The 24,895-nt window shown below is 37.5% G+C and carries 20 protein-coding genes; 6 read left to right on the top strand and 14 right to left on the bottom strand.

Annotation, left to right across the window (positions count from 1 at the left end):
- Nucleotides 1–230 precede the first annotated feature (230 nt).
- The 6 genes from ACTJKN_RS16695 to ACTJKN_RS16670 all read right to left on the bottom strand — a co-directional run bounded on the left by ACTJKN_RS16695 (nucleotide 231) and on the right by ACTJKN_RS16670 (nucleotide 8,636).
- Nucleotides 231–2,609, bottom strand: coding sequence for a TonB-dependent receptor domain-containing protein (locus ACTJKN_RS16695; protein WP_440826757.1), 2,379 nt, complete (start codon nucleotides 2,607–2,609; stop codon nucleotides 231–233).
- On the bottom strand, nucleotides 2,610–4,784 hold the full coding sequence (locus ACTJKN_RS16690; protein ID WP_440826755.1) for a M56 family metallopeptidase: 2,175 nt from the start codon (nucleotides 4,782–4,784) through the stop codon (nucleotides 2,610–2,612).
- Between the two features lie 12 nt (nucleotides 4,785–4,796).
- On the bottom strand, nucleotides 4,797–6,350 hold the full coding sequence (locus tag ACTJKN_RS16685) for an N-acetylmuramoyl-L-alanine amidase (protein WP_440826753.1): 1,554 nt from the start codon (nucleotides 6,348–6,350) through the stop codon (nucleotides 4,797–4,799).
- On the bottom strand, nucleotides 6,347–6,715 hold the full coding sequence (locus ACTJKN_RS16680) for a BlaI/MecI/CopY family transcriptional regulator (protein ID WP_057931716.1): 369 nt from the start codon (nucleotides 6,713–6,715) through the stop codon (nucleotides 6,347–6,349). Before ACTJKN_RS16680 ends, ACTJKN_RS16685 begins: the two co-directional genes overlap by 4 nt.
- Nucleotides 6,716–7,178: 463 nt before the next feature.
- Nucleotides 7,179–7,850 (bottom strand): DUF1345 domain-containing protein, encoded by a 672-nt coding sequence (locus tag ACTJKN_RS16675; protein ID WP_440826751.1) that lies wholly within the window; start codon nucleotides 7,848–7,850, stop codon nucleotides 7,179–7,181.
- Between the two features lie 3 nt (nucleotides 7,851–7,853).
- The gene (locus ACTJKN_RS16670) at nucleotides 7,854–8,636 is read right to left on the bottom strand and encodes an O-methyltransferase (RefSeq protein WP_440826749.1); all 783 of its coding nucleotides are present in this window, start codon (nucleotides 8,634–8,636) and stop codon (nucleotides 7,854–7,856) included.
- Between the two features lie 44 nt (nucleotides 8,637–8,680).
- On the opposite strand from ACTJKN_RS16670, the gene ACTJKN_RS16665 reads away from it, so the two are divergent.
- Together ACTJKN_RS16665 and ACTJKN_RS16660 are read left to right on the top strand one after the other, a co-directional pair.
- Nucleotides 8,681–9,544: a transglutaminase-like domain-containing protein gene (locus ACTJKN_RS16665; RefSeq protein ID WP_440826748.1), complete on the top strand. Its 864-nt coding sequence runs from the start codon at nucleotides 8,681–8,683 to the stop codon at nucleotides 9,542–9,544.
- Between the two features lie 14 nt (nucleotides 9,545–9,558).
- Entirely contained in the window at nucleotides 9,559–10,680 is a 1,122-nt protein-coding gene (locus ACTJKN_RS16660) for a glycoside hydrolase family 18 protein (protein ID WP_440826746.1), read from the top strand.
- On the opposite strand, the gene ACTJKN_RS16655 is transcribed toward ACTJKN_RS16660, so the two are convergent.
- From ACTJKN_RS16655 to ACTJKN_RS16620, 8 genes are all read right to left on the bottom strand, one after another.
- Nucleotides 10,675–11,157, bottom strand: coding sequence for a CAP domain-containing protein (locus tag ACTJKN_RS16655; RefSeq protein ID WP_440826744.1), 483 nt, complete (start codon nucleotides 11,155–11,157; stop codon nucleotides 10,675–10,677). The genes ACTJKN_RS16660 and ACTJKN_RS16655 overlap by 6 nt on opposite strands.
- Nucleotides 11,158–11,227: 70 nt before the next feature.
- Nucleotides 11,228–12,055 (bottom strand): glycoside hydrolase, encoded by an 828-nt coding sequence (locus ACTJKN_RS16650; protein ID WP_440826742.1) that lies wholly within the window; start codon nucleotides 12,053–12,055, stop codon nucleotides 11,228–11,230.
- A 430-nt stretch (nucleotides 12,056–12,485) separates the two neighbouring features.
- Complete coding sequence (locus tag ACTJKN_RS16645) at nucleotides 12,486–13,301, bottom strand: DUF4595 domain-containing protein (protein ID WP_440826740.1); 816 nt, start codon at nucleotides 13,299–13,301, stop codon at nucleotides 12,486–12,488.
- Nucleotides 13,302–13,341: 40 nt separating this feature from the next.
- On the bottom strand, nucleotides 13,342–14,256 hold the full coding sequence (locus ACTJKN_RS16640; protein WP_440826739.1) for an alpha/beta hydrolase: 915 nt from the start codon (nucleotides 14,254–14,256) through the stop codon (nucleotides 13,342–13,344).
- Between the two features lie 10 nt (nucleotides 14,257–14,266).
- Nucleotides 14,267–15,341 (bottom strand): peptide chain release factor 2 gene (gene prfB, locus ACTJKN_RS16635; protein WP_131030342.1). Its coding sequence is split into 2 segments (ribosomal slippage): nucleotides 14,267–15,280 and nucleotides 15,282–15,341, totalling 1,074 coding nucleotides; the frame shifts between segments, so codons are not numbered across the junction.
- A gap of 158 nt (nucleotides 15,342–15,499) precedes the next feature.
- The gene (locus ACTJKN_RS16630) at nucleotides 15,500–16,804 is read right to left on the bottom strand and encodes an amidohydrolase (RefSeq protein ID WP_440826736.1); all 1,305 of its coding nucleotides are present in this window, start codon (nucleotides 16,802–16,804) and stop codon (nucleotides 15,500–15,502) included.
- A gap of 121 nt (nucleotides 16,805–16,925) precedes the next feature.
- A complete protein-coding gene (locus ACTJKN_RS16625) occupies nucleotides 16,926–18,119 on the bottom strand; it encodes a hypothetical protein (protein ID WP_440826734.1) in 1,194 nt (397 codons plus the stop codon).
- Nucleotides 18,120–18,184: 65 nt separating this feature from the next.
- The gene (locus ACTJKN_RS16620) at nucleotides 18,185–18,694 is read right to left on the bottom strand and encodes a hypothetical protein (protein ID WP_440826732.1); all 510 of its coding nucleotides are present in this window, start codon (nucleotides 18,692–18,694) and stop codon (nucleotides 18,185–18,187) included.
- 156 nt (nucleotides 18,695–18,850) lie between these two features.
- Between ACTJKN_RS16620 and pgi the strand changes: the two genes are divergently transcribed.
- From pgi to ACTJKN_RS16600, 4 genes are all read left to right on the top strand, one after another.
- Nucleotides 18,851–20,497: a glucose-6-phosphate isomerase gene (pgi, locus tag ACTJKN_RS16615; protein ID WP_440826731.1), complete on the top strand. Its 1,647-nt coding sequence runs from the start codon at nucleotides 18,851–18,853 to the stop codon at nucleotides 20,495–20,497.
- Nucleotides 20,498–20,667: 170 nt separating this feature from the next.
- The gene (locus ACTJKN_RS16610) at nucleotides 20,668–21,981 is read left to right on the top strand and encodes a M16 family metallopeptidase (protein WP_440826729.1); all 1,314 of its coding nucleotides are present in this window, start codon (nucleotides 20,668–20,670) and stop codon (nucleotides 21,979–21,981) included.
- A gap of 33 nt (nucleotides 21,982–22,014) precedes the next feature.
- Nucleotides 22,015–24,093, top strand: coding sequence for an insulinase family protein (locus tag ACTJKN_RS16605; RefSeq protein WP_440826727.1), 2,079 nt, complete (start codon nucleotides 22,015–22,017; stop codon nucleotides 24,091–24,093).
- A gap of 389 nt (nucleotides 24,094–24,482) precedes the next feature.
- Nucleotides 24,483–24,851: a hypothetical protein gene (locus tag ACTJKN_RS16600; protein ID WP_440826725.1), complete on the top strand. Its 369-nt coding sequence runs from the start codon at nucleotides 24,483–24,485 to the stop codon at nucleotides 24,849–24,851.
- Nucleotides 24,852–24,895 lie beyond the last annotated feature (44 nt).

Raw genomic sequence — 24,895 nt, 5'->3', positions numbered from 1 at the left:
ATCCAGCCAGACTTGTCATTCTGAACGCAGTGAAGAATCTTATAACAATATAGATGCTGAACAAGTTACCAATGACAGATTACAACGAATGGTCGTCTTTCCCGCGCAGGCGGGAACCACGCAGTGCTCAGCGAAGCTAATCTTAATGCAAGCTACAAGCCCAAATAAGTCATTACGATTTCCAATCAAGTTGGGAATGACGATTTGCCAGCACCTTTTCTCCTACATCTCTAATTACTCCTCCTCCGCTCCTCTTCATTACCCGGCTTTCTATCCTGCTGTTTAATTTTTTCATTGCCAAAATTATAGCGGAAGGCAATCTTGAGTTGGCGGCTATCGTAATAGTTATTATAATCCTGCCTGATGTTGTTGACCAAACTGTTAAACCGGTATTGATTCGTTTTTAAAACATCGGTAGCGGTAATGGCCAATTGGATCTTTTTGTTAAATAATAAGGTTTTTATACCCAGATCGAGGTTATATTGGTTTTTATTCTGGTTCAGTCCATCAACTGAGGGAAATTGATACCAGAAACTGGCTTCACCTAAAATAGTTTTCGACGGGTTAAAAACAAACTGATTTAATGTAGAAAAATAACCACCAAATCCATTCAGGTTACTTAAGGTTTGCGTGATGCTGGAATTTGATGTATTATAAAAAACATCAACCTGATTGATACTTTCCAACCATTTCAACACATTAAAAGTAACTGCATTGCTGAACTGATAATGATACCCTGTAATAAAGTTAACAGGTTTGGCCGCCTGGATGTTAGTGCCAGCATCAATAAAATTTACATCATTAAAGCCGTTTGTGGTATGACTAAAAGATAGTGTCGTGGTGAAGACATTATTATAAGTGTGAGAAATTTCGATGTTGTCGTTATAAGATGGTTGCAAAAAAGGATTTCCTTCAGTATAGGCATATTGATTGCTGTACCAGCGGAAAGGATTCAATTTGCGGTAAGCAGGCCGGTTGATCCGACGGCCATAATTAAGCGCAAAAGTACTTTTATCATTTGCACGATAAACAATGTAAAATGTAGGAAAAAGACGGAAATACTCATTTCGATTTTGTTCATTAACGGATATGCCATCAATCTGCGTATACTCTCCTCTTAGTCCGGCCTGAAAATCCCATCGTCTTATCGTTTTATTATAATTAACATAGAGGGCCTGTGTATTTTCCTGATAGTTAAAAAGGTTGGTTTGGCCCGGATCTAATTCGTAAACCGCATTACGGACTTTGTAAAAGGCAAGATCACTCTGGTTTTTGATAAAGCTCAGTTTTGTACCGAAGGACAACTTAAAGGTTTTATAGGGCAGGTCTACATCGGCTTTTAAGGTATATAAATCTATATTTTGTTTGCTGGTTGATAGGTATTCGGCAAAGGAATCCGGGATAACCCCTCCATTTTGGAAATAACTCGTATTGTTAAAAAACCTGTTTTTATCATCACTGTATTTAAACCAATCGCCGTTAATGGTTAGTTGTTTCCCTGTAGAATCCAAGGCCTGTTTTAAATAAATATTGGCCGAATGATAATGAGACCTGATTTTGGCATTGGCATCAGAATTCAGTACTGAATCTAAATTACCGGTTTTGCTATAAACAGTGGTTTTAATATTTTCTTCGGAATGAAATTTGGTTAAGCCAGCGTTATATGATAAACCCAATACTGTTTTTGAGGAGGCCTGATAATCAATTCCGATCTGTCCGCTCGGTACCGTTCTAAAATTCCGGTCCTTATTTACAATATTCCAGCTCTGTGTTGGATAAAAAACATTACTTTGCTCAAACGGCACAAGAGATCCTTTTCTGACATTGAAATTTGAGGAGAGTGTAATTTTATTTTTCCGAAAACTCAAATTCGCACCTGCAGATGCCGTTGGATGAGTAGCTTGTGAAAAAGCTGTATTAACCGACCCTCTAAAGCCTTCGGCTGTAACTTTCTTCAATACAATATTAATCAATCCATTATTTCCATGGGCATCATATTTTGCCGGTGGATTGGTAATCACTTCAATCTTGGCGATATTGCCTGATGAAATTGATTTTAAATAATTCGACAGTTCATCATCTGACAAGGGCACCAATTTATCGTTGATCATGATGTTAACAGCACCCTTGTCTACCAAAGAAACCTTATCATTCAAAACCCTAATACCTGGCACTTTCGAAAGCAGTTCCAAAGCATCTGTTCCGATGGCAGAAACACTGTTCTCGACATTAAAAACTGTCCTATCGATCAGTTTTTCTATTAAAGCTTTTCTAGCATTGATCTGAACATCAGCAAGCTTGTTTCGATTTTCCTGGAGCTGAATATTAATTACGGTATCTTTTGTTAAGGCAAATGACTGTTTTACAGCTTTATAATTGATTGCAGAGCAAATGACTGAATATTTCCCAGCTTGTAAATTGTTGAAATGGTACAATCCCAAACTATCTGTTTGAGTATAATTTACCCGATTTTTAGCATCAGAGATTTTAATGGTAACAAATGGTGCGGCTTTATCCTCTTGGCCTGTTACTTTTCCTGAAAGATTAAATTGGGCTTCAGCAGATAAAACAGAAAAAAAAGTAAAAAGAAAGAAAAGAAATTTTAACATCTAGCGTTTAAAATCAGCGCTATATAATATAGCTTTTGTGGTTTTCAGATCAAAATATATGCTGTCTGCCTTAACGGTTTTATTGTCACTCGACATCATCGTTGCATTGTTTACCGTTACCGAACTGTTCTTTTTGTTATAAACGATTTTCGTTCCTGATAGTACTGTTTTATTGTAAAACACCTTGGCATTTCCAAATAAAGAAATTATTGATTTATCCTTACTTATTGTAATAGAGTCACTAGCATTGTAATCGACCTCTGAATTGTCTATATAACCACGATGAGCAATAGAATTAATCAATTTTTCAAGATTATTGCCTGTTTTGGTTTCATCACCGATATCAATACGATAATCTCCTTTTTTTAGGTCAAACTTCATGAGGTTAGACTTTACCATAACATTTTGTTTAGAATTTTTAAGCGATGCATTTTTGGCGATCATTTTATTGTTGGCTTGATCCAACTCAACATACCTGGCTTCTAATCTGCAATTGCTAATATCGATAACCGCATTTTCCATGTAAGAAATCTTATTTTTTGTATCACCCGTTATCTTAGAAAAGGAGATGATTTTAGGTTTAACAGGTTCTGAAATTTTGGCTGGATCATCTCTTACCGCAGCTACTTTCTGCTTCCCATCATTAAAATAAAACCGGTTATAAAGCGCTTCATTTTTGATTGTATATTTTTTAGGTTCAGAATACAGCACAATCATTTTATCTGTACTATAAGTATTTTTTGAAACCAACTTTTCCCCAATAAATTTAACCAGTACCTTATCACCAACTTTAAAATTATCATCCTTTATGTTCTGTGTTTTAAGGTTTAGGCTGATGATAAAAAATCCATCATTCAAAACAATCTTTTCAATCTTACCATTGGCACCTTTTTGAATAGATTTAATTTTAGAGGAAGCAAAACGTGCTTTATTGGCTTCATATAAAAAGGCATGTTTTTCAGGTTTAAACTCGTAAATTAAATTACCTTTTAAATCTTTTATAGTTTTAGGCAAGTAGGTAATATCGACATCTTTAAATCGATCAGGCTCCCCAATTGGTACAGGCGGCAATATATTTGCACTAATTAACGCAATCACTTTGTCACCTATTTTAAGTTTATTGTTAGCATTATTATATTCTATTGAATAAATACCAGTTGCCGTTTTTAAGCTGAATGTTTTACGGTTATCTTTCTTATTAAATTCAATAACCACTCCTTCAATCGACTTTCCAAGTATGGAATCGGTTTGTAATGTTTTAATGTCGGTTTGTACTGTGCGGGAAACATCAACATATTCTACTGTAAAACCATACACCAGCCCCAGTAATATCGGCAATGCCAATACATAAACTAATTTTTTCATATTTCCAGATTTTTGTTTAAACAACATTTTAATCCGGTCTTTAATCGGGCTCTTCACAAAATTGTGGATCAGCGGCACATCACTTTTGCTGATCGCCAGTTTTAAAAGGAGGTTGGCATATTCCTGATTGCCAAAATCTGTAGAACTGATTTCATCTGCCTCATATTCATGGATCTGTTCCAAAGCTTTATCATATAAGTAAACAACAGGATTAAACCACAAAACGGCTTTAAAAACCATTAAAACAATTTTATCGATCGAATGATATTGCCTGGCATGAACCTGTTCGTGTTTAAGCAAAACCGATAAATCGGCTGTACTTAAATCTTCATCATTTATAAAAACATAGTTAAAAAAAGAACAGTTGGTAAACCCTTCTGTTTTGGTAATCAGCTTTAGGCCATCGCCATTTTTAGTATACCTATTAGTATGCTTAAGCAAGCTGAACAAACGCCACAGGCAGACCAATAGTATAAGCGAAGCAGTACAACCATAAACGTAATACATCACCGCCACCCAGTCGATTTTAGGCGCTACCTCTGGCTGGTACTTCACCATAACGGGCTGAACAGGCGCTTGAGCTATGGGTTTTATTTCAGGTATATTAACCGGAACCTCAGTTTCTACTATTGTTATTTCTCGCTTAACTTCGAACTGCAAAGCCGGAATAATAAAACTAAGCAACAGCGTAGCCAGCAAATAAAAACGGTTGATTTTAAAGAAAGTCAGTTTTCTTAAAACCAGCAGGTAGAAGCCAAAGAATAACACCGTACAGGCGGTAACTTTGAGTAGGTAGGTTAACCATTCCATAGCTATAATTTATTAACAGCCGCGTTTCGAAAAAGCTACAAATCCATCTAAAATCAAATTACTGATTCTTCGGATATTTTTTTCCTGATTGATATAATCAAGCGTCTTACTGTCTGATATATTTCCAAGCTCAATTAAAACTGCAGGTATTTTAGATTCGCGGAGCAACAAAAGGTTTGCGTTCTTTAATGAATCTCCTACTTCCATCCCTTTAAGCTGTTTCAGATTGCTTAAAATTCCGGCACCCAGATCTTCAGCAGTTTTAATATTGCTGTTCAGTTTCGAAACATAAATTTCAATACCACCGAAAGGTACAGCGGCATTTGCAAGTGTTGCATTATGATGGATGGAAATAAAAGCCGTAGCTTCTTGTTTTGGTAAACGATCGCGAAGTGAAATAAACTGGTCAGAATTTCTGGTTAATATTACTTTAATCCCTCTTTTTGCGGCTTCTTCCTTCAGGATTTTTACCGCCCTTAGATTTAAGTCTTTTTCCTTTTGTCCATCCAGGGAGCTTACAGCTCCATCTTTTCCGCCGTGGCCGGCATCAATAACCAATGTAGGTTCTACTTCATTAAAAGCAGCATTCGGATTAACCCTAATATTGCTGTTTAAATAGTTCATAGCATAAACATTTGGTTTTGTCGGTGCATCCGCAGAAGCCTGGTTCCCTACTGACGTTTTCTCAACAATAATTTCTTTGCGGTTTATAAATGCCATACAGCAGATCATTAAAACCGGAACAATGGCTAAATAGGCAAGCTTTTGCAGCTTGGCGTTTGGTTCTTTATACAACATCATGATTCTATTTTTTAGTGGAAGTTTACTGAAACTATTAATGGCTAAATTTTTAGCTGGCATAGCCAGATTTAAAAGTAAAGAAGCATAAACCTTCTTATCTGCAACTTTAGAAGTTTCACGGTCGGCCAGAAATTCGTGGTTATGATCGATGGCGTTCCGCCAGAAATAAATAATGGGGTTAAACCAAAGGATTGCAGTAACGAAATTGACCAAAAATTTGTCGACAGCATGCAACTGCTTCACATGAACGTATTCGTGTTTAATTACCAGGTTTTTTTCTTCTTGCTGCAAAGCGGAGTCGACAATAATCTGGTTAAAAAAAGAGCAGTTTTTTATGGTTGATTTCGCATCGACCAGGATAACGGCAGCACTCCTTTCAATGGCATGTTTTCGCAATTGCATCTGAATACGTGCCATCATAAAAAGCATTCTAAAAACAAGGGCGGCTAAAACCAAGCAATAACCATACATGAGCACTTGATCCCAGTTTATGGTAGCGTTAGCAGCATTACCATCATCTACAAAATCCCGTTCAACAAAACCATCGTTGCTGTAAGCTATTTTTGACGGAATCTCCTGGCTGGCTACCATTACTTCCTGACGGTTTTCGATGGTAACTGCCGGAATACTAAAACTCAACACCAGCATTATTAATAAATAAGCACGGTTCAGGTTAAAAAACGTGAGTTTAGCCAGTAAGAACTGATAGGCTGCAAAGAAGATTAAGGTACAGGCCGATACTTTTAATAAGTAAATTAAAATCATGATTTTGGATCTTGGTTAATGATCTTTTTAATTTCTTCTATATCCTTTTCACTTAGTTTTTCTTCTTTTACCATAAACGATAAAAGGCTGGTTGGAGAATTATCAAAATAACCTGAAAACAATTTCGAAAAGGTAGTTTTGGCATATTCATCTTTTGTAATCGCCGGAAAGTATTCGTAAGTTTTTCCATAGGCCTTATAATTAACATAGCCTTTCTTCTCTAAAAGCCTTACAATTGAGGAAATGGTATTGTAAGGTGGTTTAGGTTCTTCTTCCAGTTCATCAATAATATCTTTCACAAATGCCTTTTGCAGTTTCCATAAAACCTGCATAATGCGCTCTTCCGCTTTAGTTAATTCTTCCATACCCAAACTTATAACTTATTTTTCAGTTTCACAACTAAAAAACAAGTTATATTACTGAAAAATCAGTTTAAAATAATAAAAGACTGATATACAATAAGATAAATTGATTTTATTTTATTTGTTGGAAAACGTACAGACTGTGGTTCTTGGCAAGTGAAGCCCTGCCATCCGCTTTACTCCGTTACACTTCGTGCTCGCTGCTGTCAGGTTTACGACCGAATGGCTTGCTCCTGGCATGAGCCAAAAGGCATCTATCCCTTGTAACTAAACCTGATCGAAGTGGTTCCGGTTCTTCACCGGAAGGAACGGAGAGCGGGACTGAAGCCCGCCAAAAGAACTGGATTGCTCATTTCCAAAATACTAAAATTTACTACAGCCTCGCCCACACCAGGCCAAACTTACGAAGTTCGCCTGTGCTTTGGCCTGCCTAAACTTCGTAAGTTTCCAAAGCCTTAGCTAAAACTTATTTACTTAACCCAGCCAATGCGTTAATGGTTAACGCTACAATTACAGTATTAAAGATAAAGGCGATTAAACTGTGTAAAAGGGAAAGCCGCCTGATCTTCCGATCTGAAATTTCTACATCAGAAACCTGGAAAGTCATGCCGAGCACGAAAGAAAAATAGGCGAAATCGATAAAATCAGGCTCATCATCTCCAGGAAATTCAAGTCCTGCTCCTTTTTTATCAATATGTTTCTTTTTATCGTCGCCATAATAAAGGTGTGCATAACGCATGCTAAAGGTGGTGTGCACCAAAAACCACGATAAAAACATACCTGTTATGGCTACCACTAAATCGAGTGGCTCAATATCTTTATTAATCAGCAACAAAATTACGGCAAGCAAACCAGCAAAAGTAGAAACCACCACAATAGCAAAAATTTCGCCTCGAGTTTCATCCTGCATTTTCGCTTTAAGATGTGTTTCGGCAGCGGAAGTATGAAAAAACATATACCAATGGAGGGAAATTAGGATTAAACAAAATATATCCCAACCGAACATGATATGTGTAAGCACACTCATTTTAAAAAAAAGCGAAACCAAATAAAAAGCGATCCCGGAAAACAGGCTTATCAACAGGATAAATAGCGCTGATCGTTTCTGGATGCCTTCTAACTTGGGTTCAACATTCATTTTTTAAAATTTAAGCTTAAAATGTTCTTTTGCCTGTCCTTTTTTAAAGTAAACCAAGCCGATCCAGAACAAATCTACTGTTAGGGTAACATCAGGATGGTTTTTAATTTCTGTCCAGGCTTCTTTCATACCTTCGCTCCAATAAATATCGTCAAAAATCAGCAGTGAATTCTCATTAACTTTAAGCAAACACCAGTTAAAATAATTCAGGGTAGCATCCTTGCGGTGGTTACCGTCAATGTAAACGAAATCTAAACTTGGTTGTTTCGCAATAACATCGGGTAAGATCAGATCAAAATTGCCCACATGAAGCTCGATATTCTCTAAATTTAGATCCTCGAAATTTTTCTTCGCCACCTCTGCCGTTTGCGGACAGCCTTCTATACTAATCACTTCTGTATCAGCACTTGTTGTGGCCAGATAAGCTGTTGTAATGCCAAGGCAGGTGCCTAATTCTATAGCACTTTTAGGATTTGTATTTTTCGCCAGCCGATAAATCAGTTTGGCCAAGCGCGGACTTTTCAACGCATTCTTCGCAATCTGACTTACCTTTTTTGTACGGTTCTTATTGAGATGAGAACCCGCCCCAAGGTCTGTAACAGTGATTATCGAATCGTCATTAAAAAGTTTTTTTCGCTGTTCTTCTATGTTTTTGTATTCAGATTTGTCGGTAAAATCGTAAATTACCTCATCAGCGAGCTTGTACACGAATGGTGAGTGCGTTCCATGTCGGCTTTTTGCTGTTAAACGGTGTTTAAGGTAATCTGTAATAAATTGAAATAGCATAATATTGCAAAAGTAATTAAACACTGCAAACGTAGGTATGTTTTATGGAAAATAACGCAGAGATAAGTGCTTTAGTAAAATTGTTGGATGATCCTGACGAGGAAGTTTTCCATCATGTAGAAAAGAAACTGCTTGAATATGGCGGCGAAGTAGTACATTTTTTAGAAAATGCCTGGGAACAGTCTTTTGATGGATTGTTACAGGAGCGAATTGAAAACATTGTTCATCAGATCCAGTTTAAAACGGTTAAAGAAGATTTAAACTTATGGTATTTAAGTGGTGCTTTTGATTTATTACAAGGCGCTTTGATTATTAACCGGTATCAATATCCGGATTTAGATGAGCAAAAGGTAATTAACCAGCTGGAAGAAATTAAAAGAGATATCTGGTTGGGCCTTCAGTACGAAATGAGTTCGGTTGAAAAAGTTAAACTGATCAATCACGTTTTGTATCAACAATATGGTTTTGGTGGGAATACCAAAAACCATCACGACCCTCAAAATTCTTATTTAAACCAGGTTTTAGAAAGTAAAAAGGGTAATCAGATTTCGCTGGCCATTATCTATTCTACCCTGGCACAGAAATTAGATCTGCCTGTTTATGGGATAAATTTGCCGCAGCACTTTATTTTAGGTTACATAGATGATAGCAAACAGGAAGGAAGCGAATATGGCGTACTTTTTTACATCAATGCTTTTAACCGTGGCAATATCTTCGGCAAACACGATGTTGATCAGTTTCTTCGTCAGCTTAATTTAGAGGCCCTGCCCGAATATTACAGGCCTTGCAGCAATAGCGATATTATCCGCCGGGTAATCAGAAACCTGATTTCGGCTTATGAAAATGCAGGGGCTACCGATAAGGTTGCCGAATTGAACGAACTTCAAGATATTATTGCCGAAAAATAGTTTACCCAGATCCCATGCACAAAAGAAAGCTTACCGCCCCCACTGTACTGTTCTTCATTATAGCCATCATCTCCTTATCATTTTTGAGTATCCAAACAAAAGCTCAAAAAACAATTAAACCAAACGTAATTGCTTATTACACCGGACAAAATTCAGTAATAGATAGCTTTCCTATCGAAAAATTAAGTCATTTAATTTATAGTTTCGGTCATTTGAAGGGTGATAGTTTAAACATTAGCTCCGCTAAAGATTCTGCGCTGATTTCAAAGATGGTCGACTTAAAGAAACGGAACCCTGATTTAAAGGTAATGATTGCTATGGGTGGCTGGAGTGCCTGCAAAGATTGTTCGGAGGTATTCAGCAGGGCTGGGGGACGAAAAACATTTGCCAAAACCACTAAAGAAATACTCGATTTTTTCCATGCCGACGGGATAGACATTGACTGGGAATACCCTGCAGTAGTTGGCTTTCCTGGACATAGATATACACCTGAAGATAAACATAATTTCACTTTACTGATTGAAGAACTCCGTAAAAAATTAGGTAAAAAGGCCGAAATTAGCTTTGCAGCAGGCAGCACAAAAAACTGCATCGATTCTTGTTTCGAATGGGATAAGGTGATGCCATTGGTAAACCGGGTTAATGTGATGAGCTACGATCTGGTAAGCGGATATGCGACACAAAGCGGTCACCATACCCCGTTATATGCTACCGCTCAACAATATTTATCAGGCGATTACGCAGTAAAAGCTTTAATAGATTTAGGTGTACCCGCACAAAAAATTGCATTGGGAGCAGCTTTTTACGCCCGTATTTTTGAAAACACTACCGAGGCCAACCAGGGATTATACCAGCCTACCAAATTTTTAAGCGGTGTTTCTTTTAAGGATTTTAAAAAGCAGTTCACTGCAGAAAATGGCTATACTTATTATTGGGACGAGAAAGCCAAAGCCCCATATTATTATAATCCACAAACAAAATACCTTGCCACTTTTGACGATCGGAAATCAATTTCATTAAAAACCAAATATGTTATCGATCAAAAATTAAATGGCATTATGTTTTGGGAATTAACAGATGATGCTTATACCGATGGACTATTGGATGTGATTGATAAAACGATAAAAGAATTATAACGGATTACCAAAGGTTACCACCCAATAGTTTTGGGCCATACCTACACCAGCTTCTTTGCTTTTAGCATCCATCATGGCTTTACAATGGCTTACGCTATTTTTCCATGCAGCAATTACCTGATCTGCCTGACTATATCCCTTAGCTAAATTTTCTGCCCTAAAATCACCTGTATAACCTGCATTTAATGCACGCTCTGCTGGGGTACCGCCTTCAGGAGATAAATGATCAAAATAGTTTTGCTGTGCCATATCTTTGGCATGAGTTATTGCGGCATTTTGCAATTGGTTATTTAATGATAGGGTAGGTACCGGGGGCATGTATATTGTACCACAATTACACCCACTTTGCCTTAACAGATTAATTTTAGCGATTAGCAAATTAACATCATTCTCTGGCACAGCCAATTCATCCTTTTTACACTGTGCAAATAAAATGCAGAGCAGTATACAGGCCAAAATGCTTAGGCTTTTTTTCATATTTATTTTATGCTATAAAAGGAGGCAGCTATAAAGCTACCTCCGAAAGTGAGTGTTTGTTTTTTATAAATTAAAAAGCTCTTTCTCTACCCATATAAACATTCTTACCTGTGTAGAACGTATTGCCAGAAGGGCCTGGAGCGCCGCTATCGCCTTCCATTTGCATGTTGATAATTAGCCACATGGGTTTATTTACCGAATTACTCATGGTATGCTTGGCTACCCACACGTTATCAATATAATAATGGCAATCTACATCTGTTGCATTTACCTTATTGTACCAGCATTTGTAGTTATGGTATGAGGCCGCATTAGAAACTGCTGTAAGTTTATTCTCCCAACCACCATCATAAGTATTCTGCCAATTAGTGTTACTGCCTTTAAACTCCATGATATCGCTTTCAGGTGGCCATGAATTAACGCCGGTAATCCAAAAAGCAGGCCAGGTTCCTCTACTGGTGGGTACAGCAAAATCGCCAGAAATGGTATAACTGGGAAACTGATCGTTAATTACAACCTGTTGTTTGGCATAACAAGCACCCGAATTGTACCAAATAGCAATATTGGTAAAACCGTTAGCCGTACTGTTTCCTGGAGATGAGGCCAAGCGGGTAGCTTTGATGGTGAGTACACCTCCGCTTAACGAGAGCTGGTTATGATTTGAGGAACTCCCTACCATGCGGGCTGAACCATTATGATCGGCACCCCAGGGATAATTATAATTCCATTGTGCCTCAAAATTAGTATAGTCGGCAAGAGAATTACCATCTATTAATGTTTCCCAGGCTTTAACCTGTCCGTTTTCTTGTTTAACTTCTTCTTTCTCTTTTTTACAAGATAAAAGCGCCACAAACATGCATGTAAATAACATACACCATTTCATTTTTTCATTTCTCATTTTTTTTGAATTAGGTAAATATTTGGTTAATTGCAAGGCATTTAGATGTGACCAATCAGCTGTAAATCAATAATTAATAAGCACAAAAGATTCAGCGACTACTTTAGGGCAGGCAAGGTTGATTGGTGTTTTTTTCATAAGATTTGGTTAGGCTACAAACATAATCTCAATTTTAAAATTGACATGCTTGTAAGCAAAGATATACGCAGGCTTATCAGAAAATGAGGGGCTAAATCGTAAAAAAAGAGTGGTAAAATGGGCATTTTTACATCATTTTCTTAATATGTGTTATTTTCTGTTTCTGATATTTGGGCAATTAATTTTATTGACGGCTAAAAACCCCACAAAAACAAAAGCCTGATCACGGTTTATGATCAGGCCTTTTCCATCCTTGTACCTTTATTCTAAGGTTATGTAAGATATTTTTTGTCTATTTACAGTTATATACCAAATTAAAAATTGCAGCAGATTCGTTTAATATCGTTCCGTCGCCCAATTTCTGTTCACTTTTTACTGAAGTATATATTGCATTTCCTTTAGCATCAAATTTATAACTATAATCAGAAACCAGCTGACCATCTAAGTTTGATAAACGTTGTATAGATTTTATGACCACATTTTTAGAATGTTTACCGAAGTAACCACCAGGCATATAATCAACAATCACTGAAATTGGATCTGAAGTTTCATATGGATTAACAGCTAGCTGACTGGAGTATTCGTATGTGGTTGTTTCTGTTTCGCCATCTTCAGCATAGGTAATTTTGCTTTGCGTTAGGTTCCCATTCGAATAAGTAAGCTCGGCTGTAGAATTTAAATTCTTATCTAAATAACTCTTTATTACACTTAGGTAGCCATCAGCATTATAAGTATACGTTCTGGTTACGGGAACGCTGGTACCATTTACATTAAAAAAATCTGAATTATAGCTCGAAATGGCTTTTCCACCAGATATGGTTAGTTCTGTTCTTTCGCCGCCAGGTAACACACCCGTAATTTTTGTCTCAGTATAGGTATATATCCTGCTTTCGCCATCGCTGGTAGCCTTAATCAGTTTACCAGATGCATCATAAGTATAGTTAATAACGTATCGGCCCAGTATGCCTAAATCAGTATCAACACTTGCCAGTTTACAGCCATTTTCGCCATTGGCAAATTTGGCATTATAATTAATTTCCTTTTTACAACTTGCTATTGATATGATAGCAACAAAAGCTACCATAACATATTTCATTGTTTTTTGCATTAAAATTTCCGGTTAAGAGGTTAAAATATCAGCAAAGATATTAAAATTTCTCTTTTTTCATCCAGTCAGCCAACAAGTTAAACCAATCTACATCCGAAGTTCTGTTGATTAAGCCAAAACCGTGACCACCTTTCTCGTACAGATAAATATCGGTATCTACCTTATTTTGTTTTAACGCCTCATTCATTAAAACACTATTTTCGAAAGGAACAGTTTTATCATCTTTAGCATGTACAAAAAAAGTTGGGGGTGTTTTCCTGGTTACATTTTTATCGGCTGAGAAATAATGTTTTAAACTATCAGCAGGATTTGGGCCCAATAAATTCTTCATCGTACCTGTGTGAACAGATTCTTCAAAACTAATTACAGGATAAATTAATGCAGCGAAATTTGGCCTAAGATCTATCTTTTCCGGATCGGAAATTTTAAGATCGTTATAATGGGCAACCAAAGTTGAGGCAAAATGCCCTCCGGCAGAAAAACCCATAATCCCGATCTTGTTAGCTTTGATACTATACTTTTTTGCATTTTTTCTGATCAGGTAAATGGCCTGCTGTGCATCCTGTAAGGGGCCATAAGTTTTATCAACCATAATCTGATCGCTCGGTAACCGGTATTTCAATACAAAAGCGGTAACTCCAATCGCATTAAATCTTTTGGCTACATCGGTTCCTTCATGGCTAAATGCCAAAGCGCCATAACCGCCACCCGGACAAATAATTACTGCAGTTCCAGTAGCAATATTTTTAGGTGCTTCGAAAACCGTAAACGTAGGTACCGATACTTTGGTAACACTCAAGGTACCGTTTGCACGTACTTCAGTATTTTCAACATAATCAGCAGGTGTAGTTTTAGCACCCGGAATTTCACCTGAATATAACGGTACAACTTCTTGGGCATTCGAATAGTTAACTGCCATAACCAATAACATGATAAGGATGGATGATTTTGCCATTTGTTTTAGATTAAAATTCCATTAAATATGCTTTTAAAAACCCGTTAATATCGCCATTTAAAACCGCATCGGGATTAGAGGTTTGATAATTGGTCCGGTGATCTTTTACCCTTCTGTCATCCAGCACATAACTTCTGATCTGCGAACCCCATTCTATTTTCTTTTTCGATCCCTCTACCGCAGCAATTGCTTCGTTACGTTTCCGTTCCTCAATTTCATATAATTGAGATTTTAATAAACGGATAGCATTCTCTTTATTCTGCAATTGCGACCGCGACTCCTGATTTTTAATAATGATGCCTGAAGGTTTATGGTATAAACGCACAGCTGTTTCTACTTTGTTTACGTTTTGTCCGCCTGCTCCACCAGCCCTAAATGTTTCGAACTCTATATCAGCAGGATTAATATCAATCTGTATTGTATCGTCAACCAGGGGATAAACATAAACAGAAGCGAAAGATGTATGCCTACGGGCATTAGAATCGAATGGAGAAATCCGAACCAAACGATGCACACCATTTTCACCTTTCAGATAACCATACGAGAAATCCCCATCAAATTGAAGCGTTACCGATTTTATACCTGCAACCTCCCCTTCCTGACTATCCTGTTCGGTAATTTTATAACCGTTCTTTTCTCCCCACATCATATACATGCGCATCAGCATATAAGCCCAATCACAGCTTTCAGTTCCGCCAGCTCCAGCAGTAATCTGTAAAACGGCAGAAAGCTGGTCTTCCTTGCTACGGAGCATGTTTTTAAGTTCCAGTTCTTCTACAGCAGTTTTACTGATCTCGAACTGGTCTTGCAGCTCCGCTTCTGAGGCATCGCCCGATTGAAAAAACTCAAACATTACCGCTGCATCTTCAACCGCATTATTGGTTTGGTTAAAGCCATCCGTCCATTTTTTCTTTGAACTGATTTCGGCAAGAATTTTTTCTGCTTTTTTAGGGTCGTCCCAGAAATCGGGAGCCATTGTTAATTTTTCTTCTTCGCGGATGGCGTAAAGTAGCTCATCAACGTCAAAGATACCTCCTCAGCGACGTTACTCTGTCCCTTAAATCCTGAATATTTTCTTTGGTCATGGAACAAATATATAAAATCGATTTGAGCATAATGCATGGCGGAAAGCGATTTCAATTAAACTGACCCTTTACTGTTTGTTAATCAATTTTATTTTCTTTATTAATCCATTAGGCACCATGACTAATTAACCAACGACAAATGAATTAATGAACCACCCTTATTTCTTCATCGACATATAATCTAAAGTAAGATTAGAGAGTAATTTAACCCCTAAAACAAAACCGCTTTCATCAAGATAAAAATCTGGTGTGTGGTGCGATGCAGCTTTTAAAGGATCTTTACCTTTTGGCATCCCTCCTAAAAACACAAATAAACCTGGTACTTTTTCCTGAAAGAAGGAGAAATCTTCTGCGCCTGTAACTGGTGGTTTTAATTTCACGTGATCCTTACCTGCCGTCGATTCCATGCTTGGCAACATCTTTTCGGTTAGCGCAATGTTATTAAAAGTAACCGGATAATGGTTGCTATAAGGGATTTTGACTTCTGCTGTTGCACCGCCTGCTTCAGCCGTTTTGGTTACTATGGTTTTAATCCTTTCGATAAACATGGCCTCATCTTCCTTACTAAAGTTGCGTACTGTACCTAACATTTCTACCTTTTCGGGAATAATATTCGACCTTACACCACCATTAATGGCCCCAATGGTAACGACACCTGGGTTTTCGGTCACATTTAAATTCCTGCTTACTATGGTTTGTAAGCCATTGATAATCTGGGCCGAAACTACAATAGGATCGATGCTGCTCCATGGATAAGCCCCATGCGCTTGTCGGCCCGTAACAGTAATCTTCATATCGTTTACCGCTGCCATTGTACCACCCGGGCGATAAGTTACATCACCTACTTCGGTCTGAGAATTGATATGTAAACCGAAAATTACATCAACTTTGGGGTTTTCGAGTACGCCCTCCTTAATCATTAATGCTGCTCCACCTTCATCTCCGGCAGGCACACCTTCCTCCGCGGGCTGAAATATGAATTTCACCGTCCCTTGAATATCTTTTTGCATAGAAGCCAGCACTTCTGCTACGCCCATTAAAATAGCCACATGACTATCATGTCCACAGGCATGCATTACACCAACCTCTTGTCCGTTATACTGCGTTTTAACCTTCGAGGCAAACGGAACCTCTACCCGTTCGGTAACCGGCAAGCCGTCCATATCGGCACGTAAAGCCACTACTGGTCCGGGTTTACCCCCTTTTAGCACACCAACTACGCCTGTTTTGGCAACGCCTGTTTTTACTTGTATACCTAAAGATTCTAAATGTTTTGCAATAATGCCAGCTGTTCTTACTTCAGTATTTCCCAATTCGGGGTGTTCGTGAAAATCGCGCCTCCACGTAATTACCTTTTGTTCGATGGCATCAGCTTTTTTTGAAACCAATGGCCTCAAATCTGATTTTTGGGCGAAAGAATTTAATGCCAGTAGGGAAAAACCGATCAGGAATATTTTCTTCATAAATGAATTATTTAGTTTAGGTGCCCTAAGCTAAACAATTTTAAGGAGAGATGGAATTGTGTAAAAAAACAAAAGCCATCCTGTATAAGAATGGCTTTACGTAATTTTATAGAAGCAAATTTTAACCTTTTTTAAATACGATTATCCTTCTTCCGTAAACATCGCAGGCAATAACATCTCCATTCGGTGCAACAGTCACATCCACTAAATTCAAAAATGAACCAGCACCTATTTTTTCTTGAATATCTCCGTTTTCATCAGTCTTAATAATAACGCTTTCGCCCGAGTTGGCTATGTAAATATTATCACCAAAAGCCCTTAAGCCAAAAAGGTAGCCCTTTACAGCAAAGACTTTTAAGAATTTACCGTTCTTGTCAAAAACTTCAATACGATTATTCCTTGTATCTGAAACGTATATTTTGTTTCTGAAATAGCATATACCAAATGGAGCATCAAAATCACCTTCTGATTTTCCTTGTTTTCCTAATTTCAAGAGGAGATTACCATTTTGATCATACTTTTTTATCCTGTGGTTCACACCATCAACAATCCAGATATTCTGTTCATCGTCTATCGTCAAACATTCAATATTACCGAAATTGCTATCACCTGTACCATAAGTACCCCACTCTTTTATCAGTTGTTTATTAGGGTTAAATATTTGCACGTAGCTACTGCTCTGGGTACGGGTAGCAATGTAATTGCCATTACTAAAAAATGCAACGGCTCTGGCAGCAGATCCACTATAAAATTGTTCAATAAAACTTCCAGTAGAATTGAATTTCAAAACCCTGTTTAACCCTTCATCGCTAACGTAAATATTCCCGGTTTTATCAACTTCAACGTGCATATTAAAGTTAAACTGTGCAGCTCCCGATCCTTCCGAGCCAAAGGATAGTGATTTATAATAGTTAAATGCGGAAGTATATCCAAAATCTGCATCACTAAACCGACTAAAAGACTTTGTATTATTGTAAGTTCTAACTTTATAAAAGTTCTTTGTCAAAGATTTTGCTATAGCTGCATCATCAAAAGTAGTATCGGCTAATTCTTTTAACAAAACATACTTTTGAGTAACATCATTAAACTTATATAACTGATACTTTTGAGCCAATGGCATTGGTGTCCAAGAGATGGTGATCCGAGTTCCGTAACTGCCTTTTGTAGCTTTAAGATTTATAGGTCGATCAACATCAAGTGTGTCGATTATTCTTAAGGTATCTATTTTAGTTACCCCCTCTTTTTCACAAGAAGAAAAAAGGAAACAACAAAAAAACAGGCAGCCTGCTGCCAATAGTGAGAGCGCTCTATACATATTTTATTTTTTCGGTGAAGATAATTATTTAACCTCATCTGCTAAATAATTATCTTCAATTGATTTTACCCAAACATTCCCTTCAGCTTATCCATAATACCGTCACCACCCGTTTGGCCAGGTTGCTGCGCCTGCCCACCGCCATTAAACATTCCGATTACATCACTTACATCAAATTTACCATCATCACCGCCCAAACTTCCCAAAACATCTTTAATGTTAAAAGAACTATCGTTCGGGTCGTTTGTTTTTTGGGTAAACTTGGCAATCAGGCCCGGAATAATGCTTGCCGCCAAAGATTTCGCCGTATCGGCATTTATGCCCAAGCCACTTAATTTATCTATAAAATTACCCGAAGCCTGCTCAGCAACCTGGGTACCTTCTGCTTTATTACCGTTAAATATATCGGTTAATGCACCAATATTACCTGATGATACCTGATCTTTCAGCGTATCGAAGATAGAACCAGATGCAGCCTGGATTACCGCTTCATTTTGTTCGTTCGGAATGGCAGTATTGTTTACAACACTTTCCTGCACGTTTTCACGCACCATATTATTTAAATTTTCTAACATAACGTAGCATTAAAGGTTAAAATAATTAATGAACTAACAGGGATGGTATATTAAAGTTAATGTGTTTAATCGACATTAAAAATTCTTATTCATTTAGAACATTAAAAAGACCATTTTAAATTTTTGCTTTATTACTTTTACAAAAAAACAAAGATTATGTTACCTAAAGTAAATTTCACAGAAACTGAGGCCTACAAGTATTTAGCCGATCATTTTATAGATATTAATCAAAAAAGCATTAAAGATCTTTTTGCTGAGGATGCAGATCGTTTCAATAAGTTTTCTGTTTTTTTTGAAGATATTCTCCTAGATTACAGCAAGAACCGCATCAGCGATGAAACATTAGCCCTATTAATTCAATTGGCCCGTGAGTGTAAATTGGATGAAGCTATAAAATCGATGTATAATGGCGATAAGATTAATGAAACTGAAGACCGGTCGGTACTTCATATTGCCTTACGTAATTTAAGCAATACGCCAATTTTAGTTGACGGTAAAGATGTGATGCCCGAAGTAAATGCAGTATTGGCTAAAATGGAGAAATTCAGCAACAGCATCATTAGCGGCGAATGGAAAGGTTATACAGGCAAAGCCATTACCGATGTGGTTAATATTGGTATCGGTGGGTCAGACTTAGGCCCGGTAATGGTTACCGAGGCACTAAAACATTATAAAAACCACTTAAACATTCACTTTGTTTCGAATATTGATGGCACACACATAGCCGAAACATTAGCAGATTTAAATGCCGAGACAACACTATTCTTAGTCGCATCAAAAACCTTTACTACGCAAGAAACCATGACAAATGCACACTCTGCACGCTCTTGGTTTTTGGATAAAGGCGGAAAAGAAAGTGATATTGCTAAACACTTTGCTGCATTATCTACAAATGCTAAAGACGTTTCTGCTTTTGGTATCGATACCGAAAATATGTTTGAGTTTTGGGACTGGGTTGGTGGTCGTTACTCATTATGGAGCGCTATCGGTTTATCCATCTCATTAAGTATAGGCTTCGATAATTTTAAACAATTGTTAGCGGGTGCGCACGCAACTGATAACCATTTTAAAACCGCTGAGTTTGAAAGCAATTTACCTGTAATTTTAGGCTTGTTAGGCGTTTGGTATATCAATTTCTACAATGCAGAAACACAGGTTATTTTACCTTATGACCAATATATGCACCGTTTTGCAGCTTATTTCCAACAGGGAGATATGGAGAGCAACGGTAAACATGTAGATAGGAACGGTAACGAGGTAGATTATGAAACAGGACCAATTATCTGGGGTGAGCCCGGAACAAATGGCCAGCATGCCTTTTATCAGTTAATCCACCAGGGTACCAGAATTATCCCTGCCGATTTTATTGCTCCGGCACAGAGCTTAAACCCACTAGGCGATCATCATCCAATTTTACTATCAAACTTCTTTGCACAAACAGAAGCTTTAATGAATGGTAAAACCGAAGAAGAAGTAACAGCTGAGTTAAAGAAAGAAGGCAAATCAGATTCAGAAATTGAAAAAATTGCACCGTTCAAAGTATTTGAAGGCAATCGCCCAACAAACTCTATCCTATTGAAAAAAGTAACGCCATATACTTTGGGCAGTTTAGTTGCCATGTACGAACATAAAATATTTGTTCAGGGAATTATCTGGAACATCTTTAGTTTCGATCAGTGGGGGGTAGAACTTGGCAAACAATTGGCCAAAAAGATTCTTCCAGAGCTGGAGGGCAGCGAAAAAGTTTCGAGCCACGATAGTTCTACCAACGGCTTAATTAACCAATACAAGGCCTGGAGATAAATTATATAAAAAAAGCGAGTGTTAATACTCGCTTTTTTATTTAAATCTCATATTTTAGGCCTATCCTTATTACTGTTTCACGCTAGTGAAAAATCTAAAATTAACTTATTAATGAAATAATTGCTCGCTTTCTGCTTTTGATTATTTCTAATCATTAAAACAAACTATCAATGAAAAAAAGAATTCTTTTTGCTTTGGCCATTTCCGGTCTGTGCTTAAGTGCTTCTGCCCAAAAAGTACAGTTTACGGAGTTTGACCTTGACAATGGCCTCCATGTCATTCTACACCAAGACAAAACCGCTCCGGTAGTTGCCGTTTCGGTAATGTATCATGTTGGTTCTAAAGATGAAGAAACCCAGCGTACAGGTTTTGCTCACTTTTTCGAACACTTATTATTCGAAGGTTCGGATAATATCAAAAAAGGTGAATTTATGAAATTAGTAAGTAGTAACGGCGGCCAGAACAATGCCAATACTTCTCAAGACCGTACTTTTTATTATGAACTTTTTCCATCAAACCAATTGGAACTGGGTTTATGGCTGGAAAGCGAAAGAATGTTACACCCGGTAATTAACGAAAGTGGCGTAAAAACACAAAATGAAGTCGTAAAAGAAGAGAAACGTTTGCGCATAGACAACTCACCTTACGGAAAATTTACAGAGAAAATTTTCGGCCATTTGTTTGATGGGCATCCTTATCGTTGGCAGCCAATTGGTTCAATGGAGCATTTAGATGCGGCAAAACTAAGCGAGTTTATTGCTTTCTTTAAAAAGTATTATGTGCCCAACAATGCGGTTTTAACCATTGCCGGCGATTTGGATATAGAGAAGACCAAAGCTTTGGTAAAATCATACTTCGCCGAAGTACCTAAAGGTGCACCAGTTGTTCGTCAAGAATATAAATTACCGGAAATCACCAAAGAAATCATCGATACGGCTTATGATGCCAACATTCAGATCCCGGCCATCTTCGCGGCATACCGCGTGCCTGGCATGAAGAGTAGAGAGAGCAAGGTTTTAGGTATGATCAGCTCTATTTTATCAGAAGGTGGAAGCTCGAGATTAAGCACTAAAATGGTCGATCAAAAGAAAACAGCCCTGCAGGTTGCTGCTTTTAACTATTCGCTTGAAGATTATGGCGCCTATATCACTTTAGCTTTACCCAATAAGAATACACCACTTAACGATTTATTAAAAGATATTGATGAAGAAGTTTTACGCCTTCAAACCGATTTGATTAGCGAAAGTGATTATAAAAAACTGCAGAATAAATTCGAAAACAATTATGTAAGTGCAAACAGTAAAATGTTAGGTGTTGCCGAAAACCTGGCCGATGGTTATACTTTCCATGATAAGGATACAAACGATATCAACAAGGAATTAGAGGTAATCAGATCAATCACCCGTGAGGAGATCAGAGACGTTGCCAAAAAATACCTGAATAAAAACCAAAGAGTTGTATTGTATTACTTACCTAAGAAATAAGCTGATCGCTTTTTCATTTTAATTATTAAAAACATGAAGAAATTATTCATTATAGCTGCAGTTTCCTTATTGGCTCAAGGTATTTCAGCACAAACAATAGACCGAAGCCACAAACCAAAACCAGGTCCGGCACCCGTTATTACCGTTGGCGATCCTGTAATTTATAAATTAGCAAATGGTATTACTGTTTTGGTGGTAGAAAACCATAAACTACCAAAAGTAGCAGCAAGTTATAGTATCGATGCAGGTCCCATTACTGAAGGTGCTAAAGCAGGCGTAGTAGGCCTGATGGGCAGTATGCTGAACGAGGGAACCACAACTAAAACAAAAGCGCAATTTGACGAAGCGGTAGATCAGCTTGGCGCTGATGTAAGTGCAGGGGCATATGGTGGCGCTGCTTCTGCTTTAACCCGTTATTTTCCTGAGGCATTTGCTTTAATGGCGGAGAGTATCCGTAAACCTGCTTTTCCTGCAGAATCTTTCGAAAAACTAAAATCGCAAACCATTACCGGATTAAAATCTAACGAAAAAAGTGCGAAAGCCATTTCTGCACGTGTGGTAAATGCATTGGCTTATGGCAAAAACCATCCTTACGGAGAGTTTGAAACCGAGGCTTCTATTACAGGCATTACTTTAGATGATGTAAAAGCAGCTTATAAGAAATACATTACCCCATCAAGAGGTTATTTAACTTTTGTAGGTGATATTAAACCAGAAGCAGCAAAAGCTTTGGCCGAGAAAGCCTTTGGCGATTGGAAAGGAACTACCTTAACTTTACCAGTACTCACTAAAGTTGCTAATCCTGCCAAAACTGAAGTCGACATCATTAATGTGAGCAATGCTGTTCAATCTGAAATTACAGTTGTGAACTTAATCGACCTCCCAATGAGCAGTCCAGATTATTTCCCGATTTTATTGGCAAACCAGATTTTAGGTGGTGGCTCTGAATCGAGATTATTTGATAACCTCCGCGAGAAACACGGCTTTACTTATGGTGCATACTCAAGCACGGGTTCAGGCCGTTTTCAATCTAAATTTTCGGCCAATGCAGCTGTTAGAAACGAAAAAGTTGATAGTGCAGTAGTAGAATTTTTAAGAGAAATTAACAATATCCGCACAACCAAGGTGACTCCTGATGAATTACAGAATGCAAAAAATCTTTTCAATGGATCGTTTGCATTGGGCTTAGAAAACCCGGCACGTACTGCAGGTTTTGCGAGCAATATCTTAATAAATAACTTACCTAAAGATTTTTACCGTACTTATTTACAAAAGATTAATGCCGTAACTACCGATGATATTTTAAGGGTAACCAAAAAATACTTTAACCATGATAATACACGTATTGTTATTGTAGGCAAAACTGATGCATTCGCAGCAGGCTTAACCAAAGCAGGTTTTAAAACACAGGTTTATGATAACTATGCCAATGCGGTTAAAGCAACCGAAACTACGGCTATACCAACAGCTGCACCTGCAGAAATCATCAAAAATTATATTAAAGCCATTGGCGGTGAAGAAGCTATTAAAAAAATCACTTCATTACAGCAAAATGGTGAAATGGAAATGCAAGGTCAAAAGCTTACGGTTACCATTAAAAACATGGCGCCTAACTTAAGCAGCATGGAAATTTCTATGGGCGGCCAAACGGCGATGAAACAGGTTTACAATGGAAAAACAGGTTATGCGATGCAAATGGGCCAAAAGGCTGAATTAACTGGCGATGACCTGACTGAAAAGAAAGATGATAAAGGTTATGGTAGTCAAGTGTATTATGCAACTGATGGAACGAAAATTGAAGCCGCTGGAACGGCAAAGGTAGGCACTGCTGACGCTTTTAAATTAAATATCACTTCGCCATCAGGCAAAAAGAAAACCGAATATTACGATACCAAATCTGGCTTACTTTTAAAAGACGAGAGTACCATTACCAAAGGCGGGGTAGAAATTAGCCAGTCTATGGAGTATTCCAACTACAAAAAAGTAGGCGATGTATTATTTCCGTTTACCTTAACTCAATCCGTAACAACCCCACAAGGTGCTCAGGAGTTTTCAGTTGTAATTAAAGACATTAAAATTAATCCGCCATTAAAAGCCGAAGATTTTAATTAAGTTTTAGATAGAATTTATCTCGAAAGCCGTCCTGATGTAAAATCGGGACGGCTTTTTTTGTATTTTTTTTTATTGCAGGCAACCAATTATAAAGAGTGTACGTATCGATTAAGATTTCAACAGAAATTTCATTTAAAAACCACTGCCAATACAAAAACACCAATGATTTTTTAAATAAACAAAACTTAAACTTAAAACTATTCGGATATGACTGCTAAAAAACAATTTACCGCATTTTATTCGCTGCATTCCTGAACATGCTATGCATTTCCGTAAAGGCAAAAGTCAATTCAGTCCTCACTAACAAAATTTTAGCTGTTTCGCTTACCAATCGACTATGATTATCAAGAAATCTATCTTTTTACAGAAATAATTTAAACAAAAACCTTATGAAAAAACAAAATTCATTTTTTTTACTAGCCGCGCTCATTGCTTTACTTTTTGCCTGCTCAAAAAAACAAGCAGAGGAAATAAAACCCGAAACACCAACACCAAGCGGTCCAACACCTGTAACCACAGCGAATGTAACCTACTCAAATTTTGCCGGGGCATTGTTTCAAACCAAATGCAACAGCTGTCATGGTCCTAATGGAGGGATGAAAGGGGTATGGGCATTAAATGGTTTAGCCTCTATAAAAAATGATGCACGTGTAGCTAATTCTGTTCTGGTTACGAAAACAATGCCTAGAGGTGGATCACTAACCACTAGCGAAAGGGAATTATTACAAGCCTGGGTTGATAAAGGTATGCCAGAATAATAAATAAAGATTAACGCTGATCAAGATGGTTCCATTAAAAATTT

It is taken from the genome of Pedobacter sp. 22163 (genome assembly GCF_052045595.1).
In the GTDB taxonomy this organism is placed as follows: Bacteria; Bacteroidota; Bacteroidia; order Sphingobacteriales; family Sphingobacteriaceae; genus Pedobacter.
This window is presented reverse-complemented; position numbering and strand designations above follow the sequence as displayed.

Excerpts from the sequence above, each read along its gene's own strand:
- ACTJKN_RS16695 (WP_440826757.1), bottom strand. The coding sequence starts at position 2,609 with ATGTTAAAATTTCTTTTCTTTCTTTTTACTTTTTTTTCTGTTTTATCT.
- ACTJKN_RS16690 (WP_440826755.1), bottom strand. The coding sequence starts at position 4,784 with ATGGAATGGTTAACCTACCTACTCAAAGTTACCGCCTGTACGGTGTTA.
- ACTJKN_RS16685 (WP_440826753.1), bottom strand. The coding sequence starts at position 6,350 with ATGATTTTAATTTACTTATTAAAAGTATCGGCCTGTACCTTAATCTTC.
- ACTJKN_RS16680 (WP_057931716.1), bottom strand. The coding sequence starts at position 6,715 with ATGGAAGAATTAACTAAAGCGGAAGAGCGCATTATGCAGGTTTTATGG.
- ACTJKN_RS16675 (WP_440826751.1), bottom strand. The coding sequence starts at position 7,850 with ATGAATGTTGAACCCAAGTTAGAAGGCATCCAGAAACGATCAGCGCTA.
- ACTJKN_RS16670 (WP_440826749.1), bottom strand. The coding sequence starts at position 8,636 with ATGCTATTTCAATTTATTACAGATTACCTTAAACACCGTTTAACAGCA.
- ACTJKN_RS16665 (WP_440826748.1), top strand. The coding sequence starts at position 8,681 with ATGGAAAATAACGCAGAGATAAGTGCTTTAGTAAAATTGTTGGATGAT.
- ACTJKN_RS16660 (WP_440826746.1), top strand. The coding sequence starts at position 9,559 with ATGCACAAAAGAAAGCTTACCGCCCCCACTGTACTGTTCTTCATTATA.
- ACTJKN_RS16655 (WP_440826744.1), bottom strand. The coding sequence starts at position 11,157 with ATGAAAAAAAGCCTAAGCATTTTGGCCTGTATACTGCTCTGCATTTTA.
- ACTJKN_RS16650 (WP_440826742.1), bottom strand. The coding sequence starts at position 12,055 with ATGAGAAATGAAAAAATGAAATGGTGTATGTTATTTACATGCATGTTT.
- ACTJKN_RS16645 (WP_440826740.1), bottom strand. The coding sequence starts at position 13,301 with ATGCAAAAAACAATGAAATATGTTATGGTAGCTTTTGTTGCTATCATA.
- ACTJKN_RS16640 (WP_440826739.1), bottom strand. The coding sequence starts at position 14,256 with ATGGCAAAATCATCCATCCTTATCATGTTATTGGTTATGGCAGTTAAC.
- ACTJKN_RS16630 (WP_440826736.1), bottom strand. The coding sequence starts at position 16,804 with ATGAAGAAAATATTCCTGATCGGTTTTTCCCTACTGGCATTAAATTCT.
- ACTJKN_RS16625 (WP_440826734.1), bottom strand. The coding sequence starts at position 18,119 with ATGTATAGAGCGCTCTCACTATTGGCAGCAGGCTGCCTGTTTTTTTGT.
- ACTJKN_RS16620 (WP_440826732.1), bottom strand. The coding sequence starts at position 18,694 with ATGTTAGAAAATTTAAATAATATGGTGCGTGAAAACGTGCAGGAAAGT.
- pgi (WP_440826731.1), top strand. The coding sequence starts at position 18,851 with ATGTTACCTAAAGTAAATTTCACAGAAACTGAGGCCTACAAGTATTTA.
- ACTJKN_RS16610 (WP_440826729.1), top strand. The coding sequence starts at position 20,668 with ATGAAAAAAAGAATTCTTTTTGCTTTGGCCATTTCCGGTCTGTGCTTA.
- ACTJKN_RS16605 (WP_440826727.1), top strand. The coding sequence starts at position 22,015 with ATGAAGAAATTATTCATTATAGCTGCAGTTTCCTTATTGGCTCAAGGT.
- ACTJKN_RS16600 (WP_440826725.1), top strand. The coding sequence starts at position 24,483 with ATGAAAAAACAAAATTCATTTTTTTTACTAGCCGCGCTCATTGCTTTA.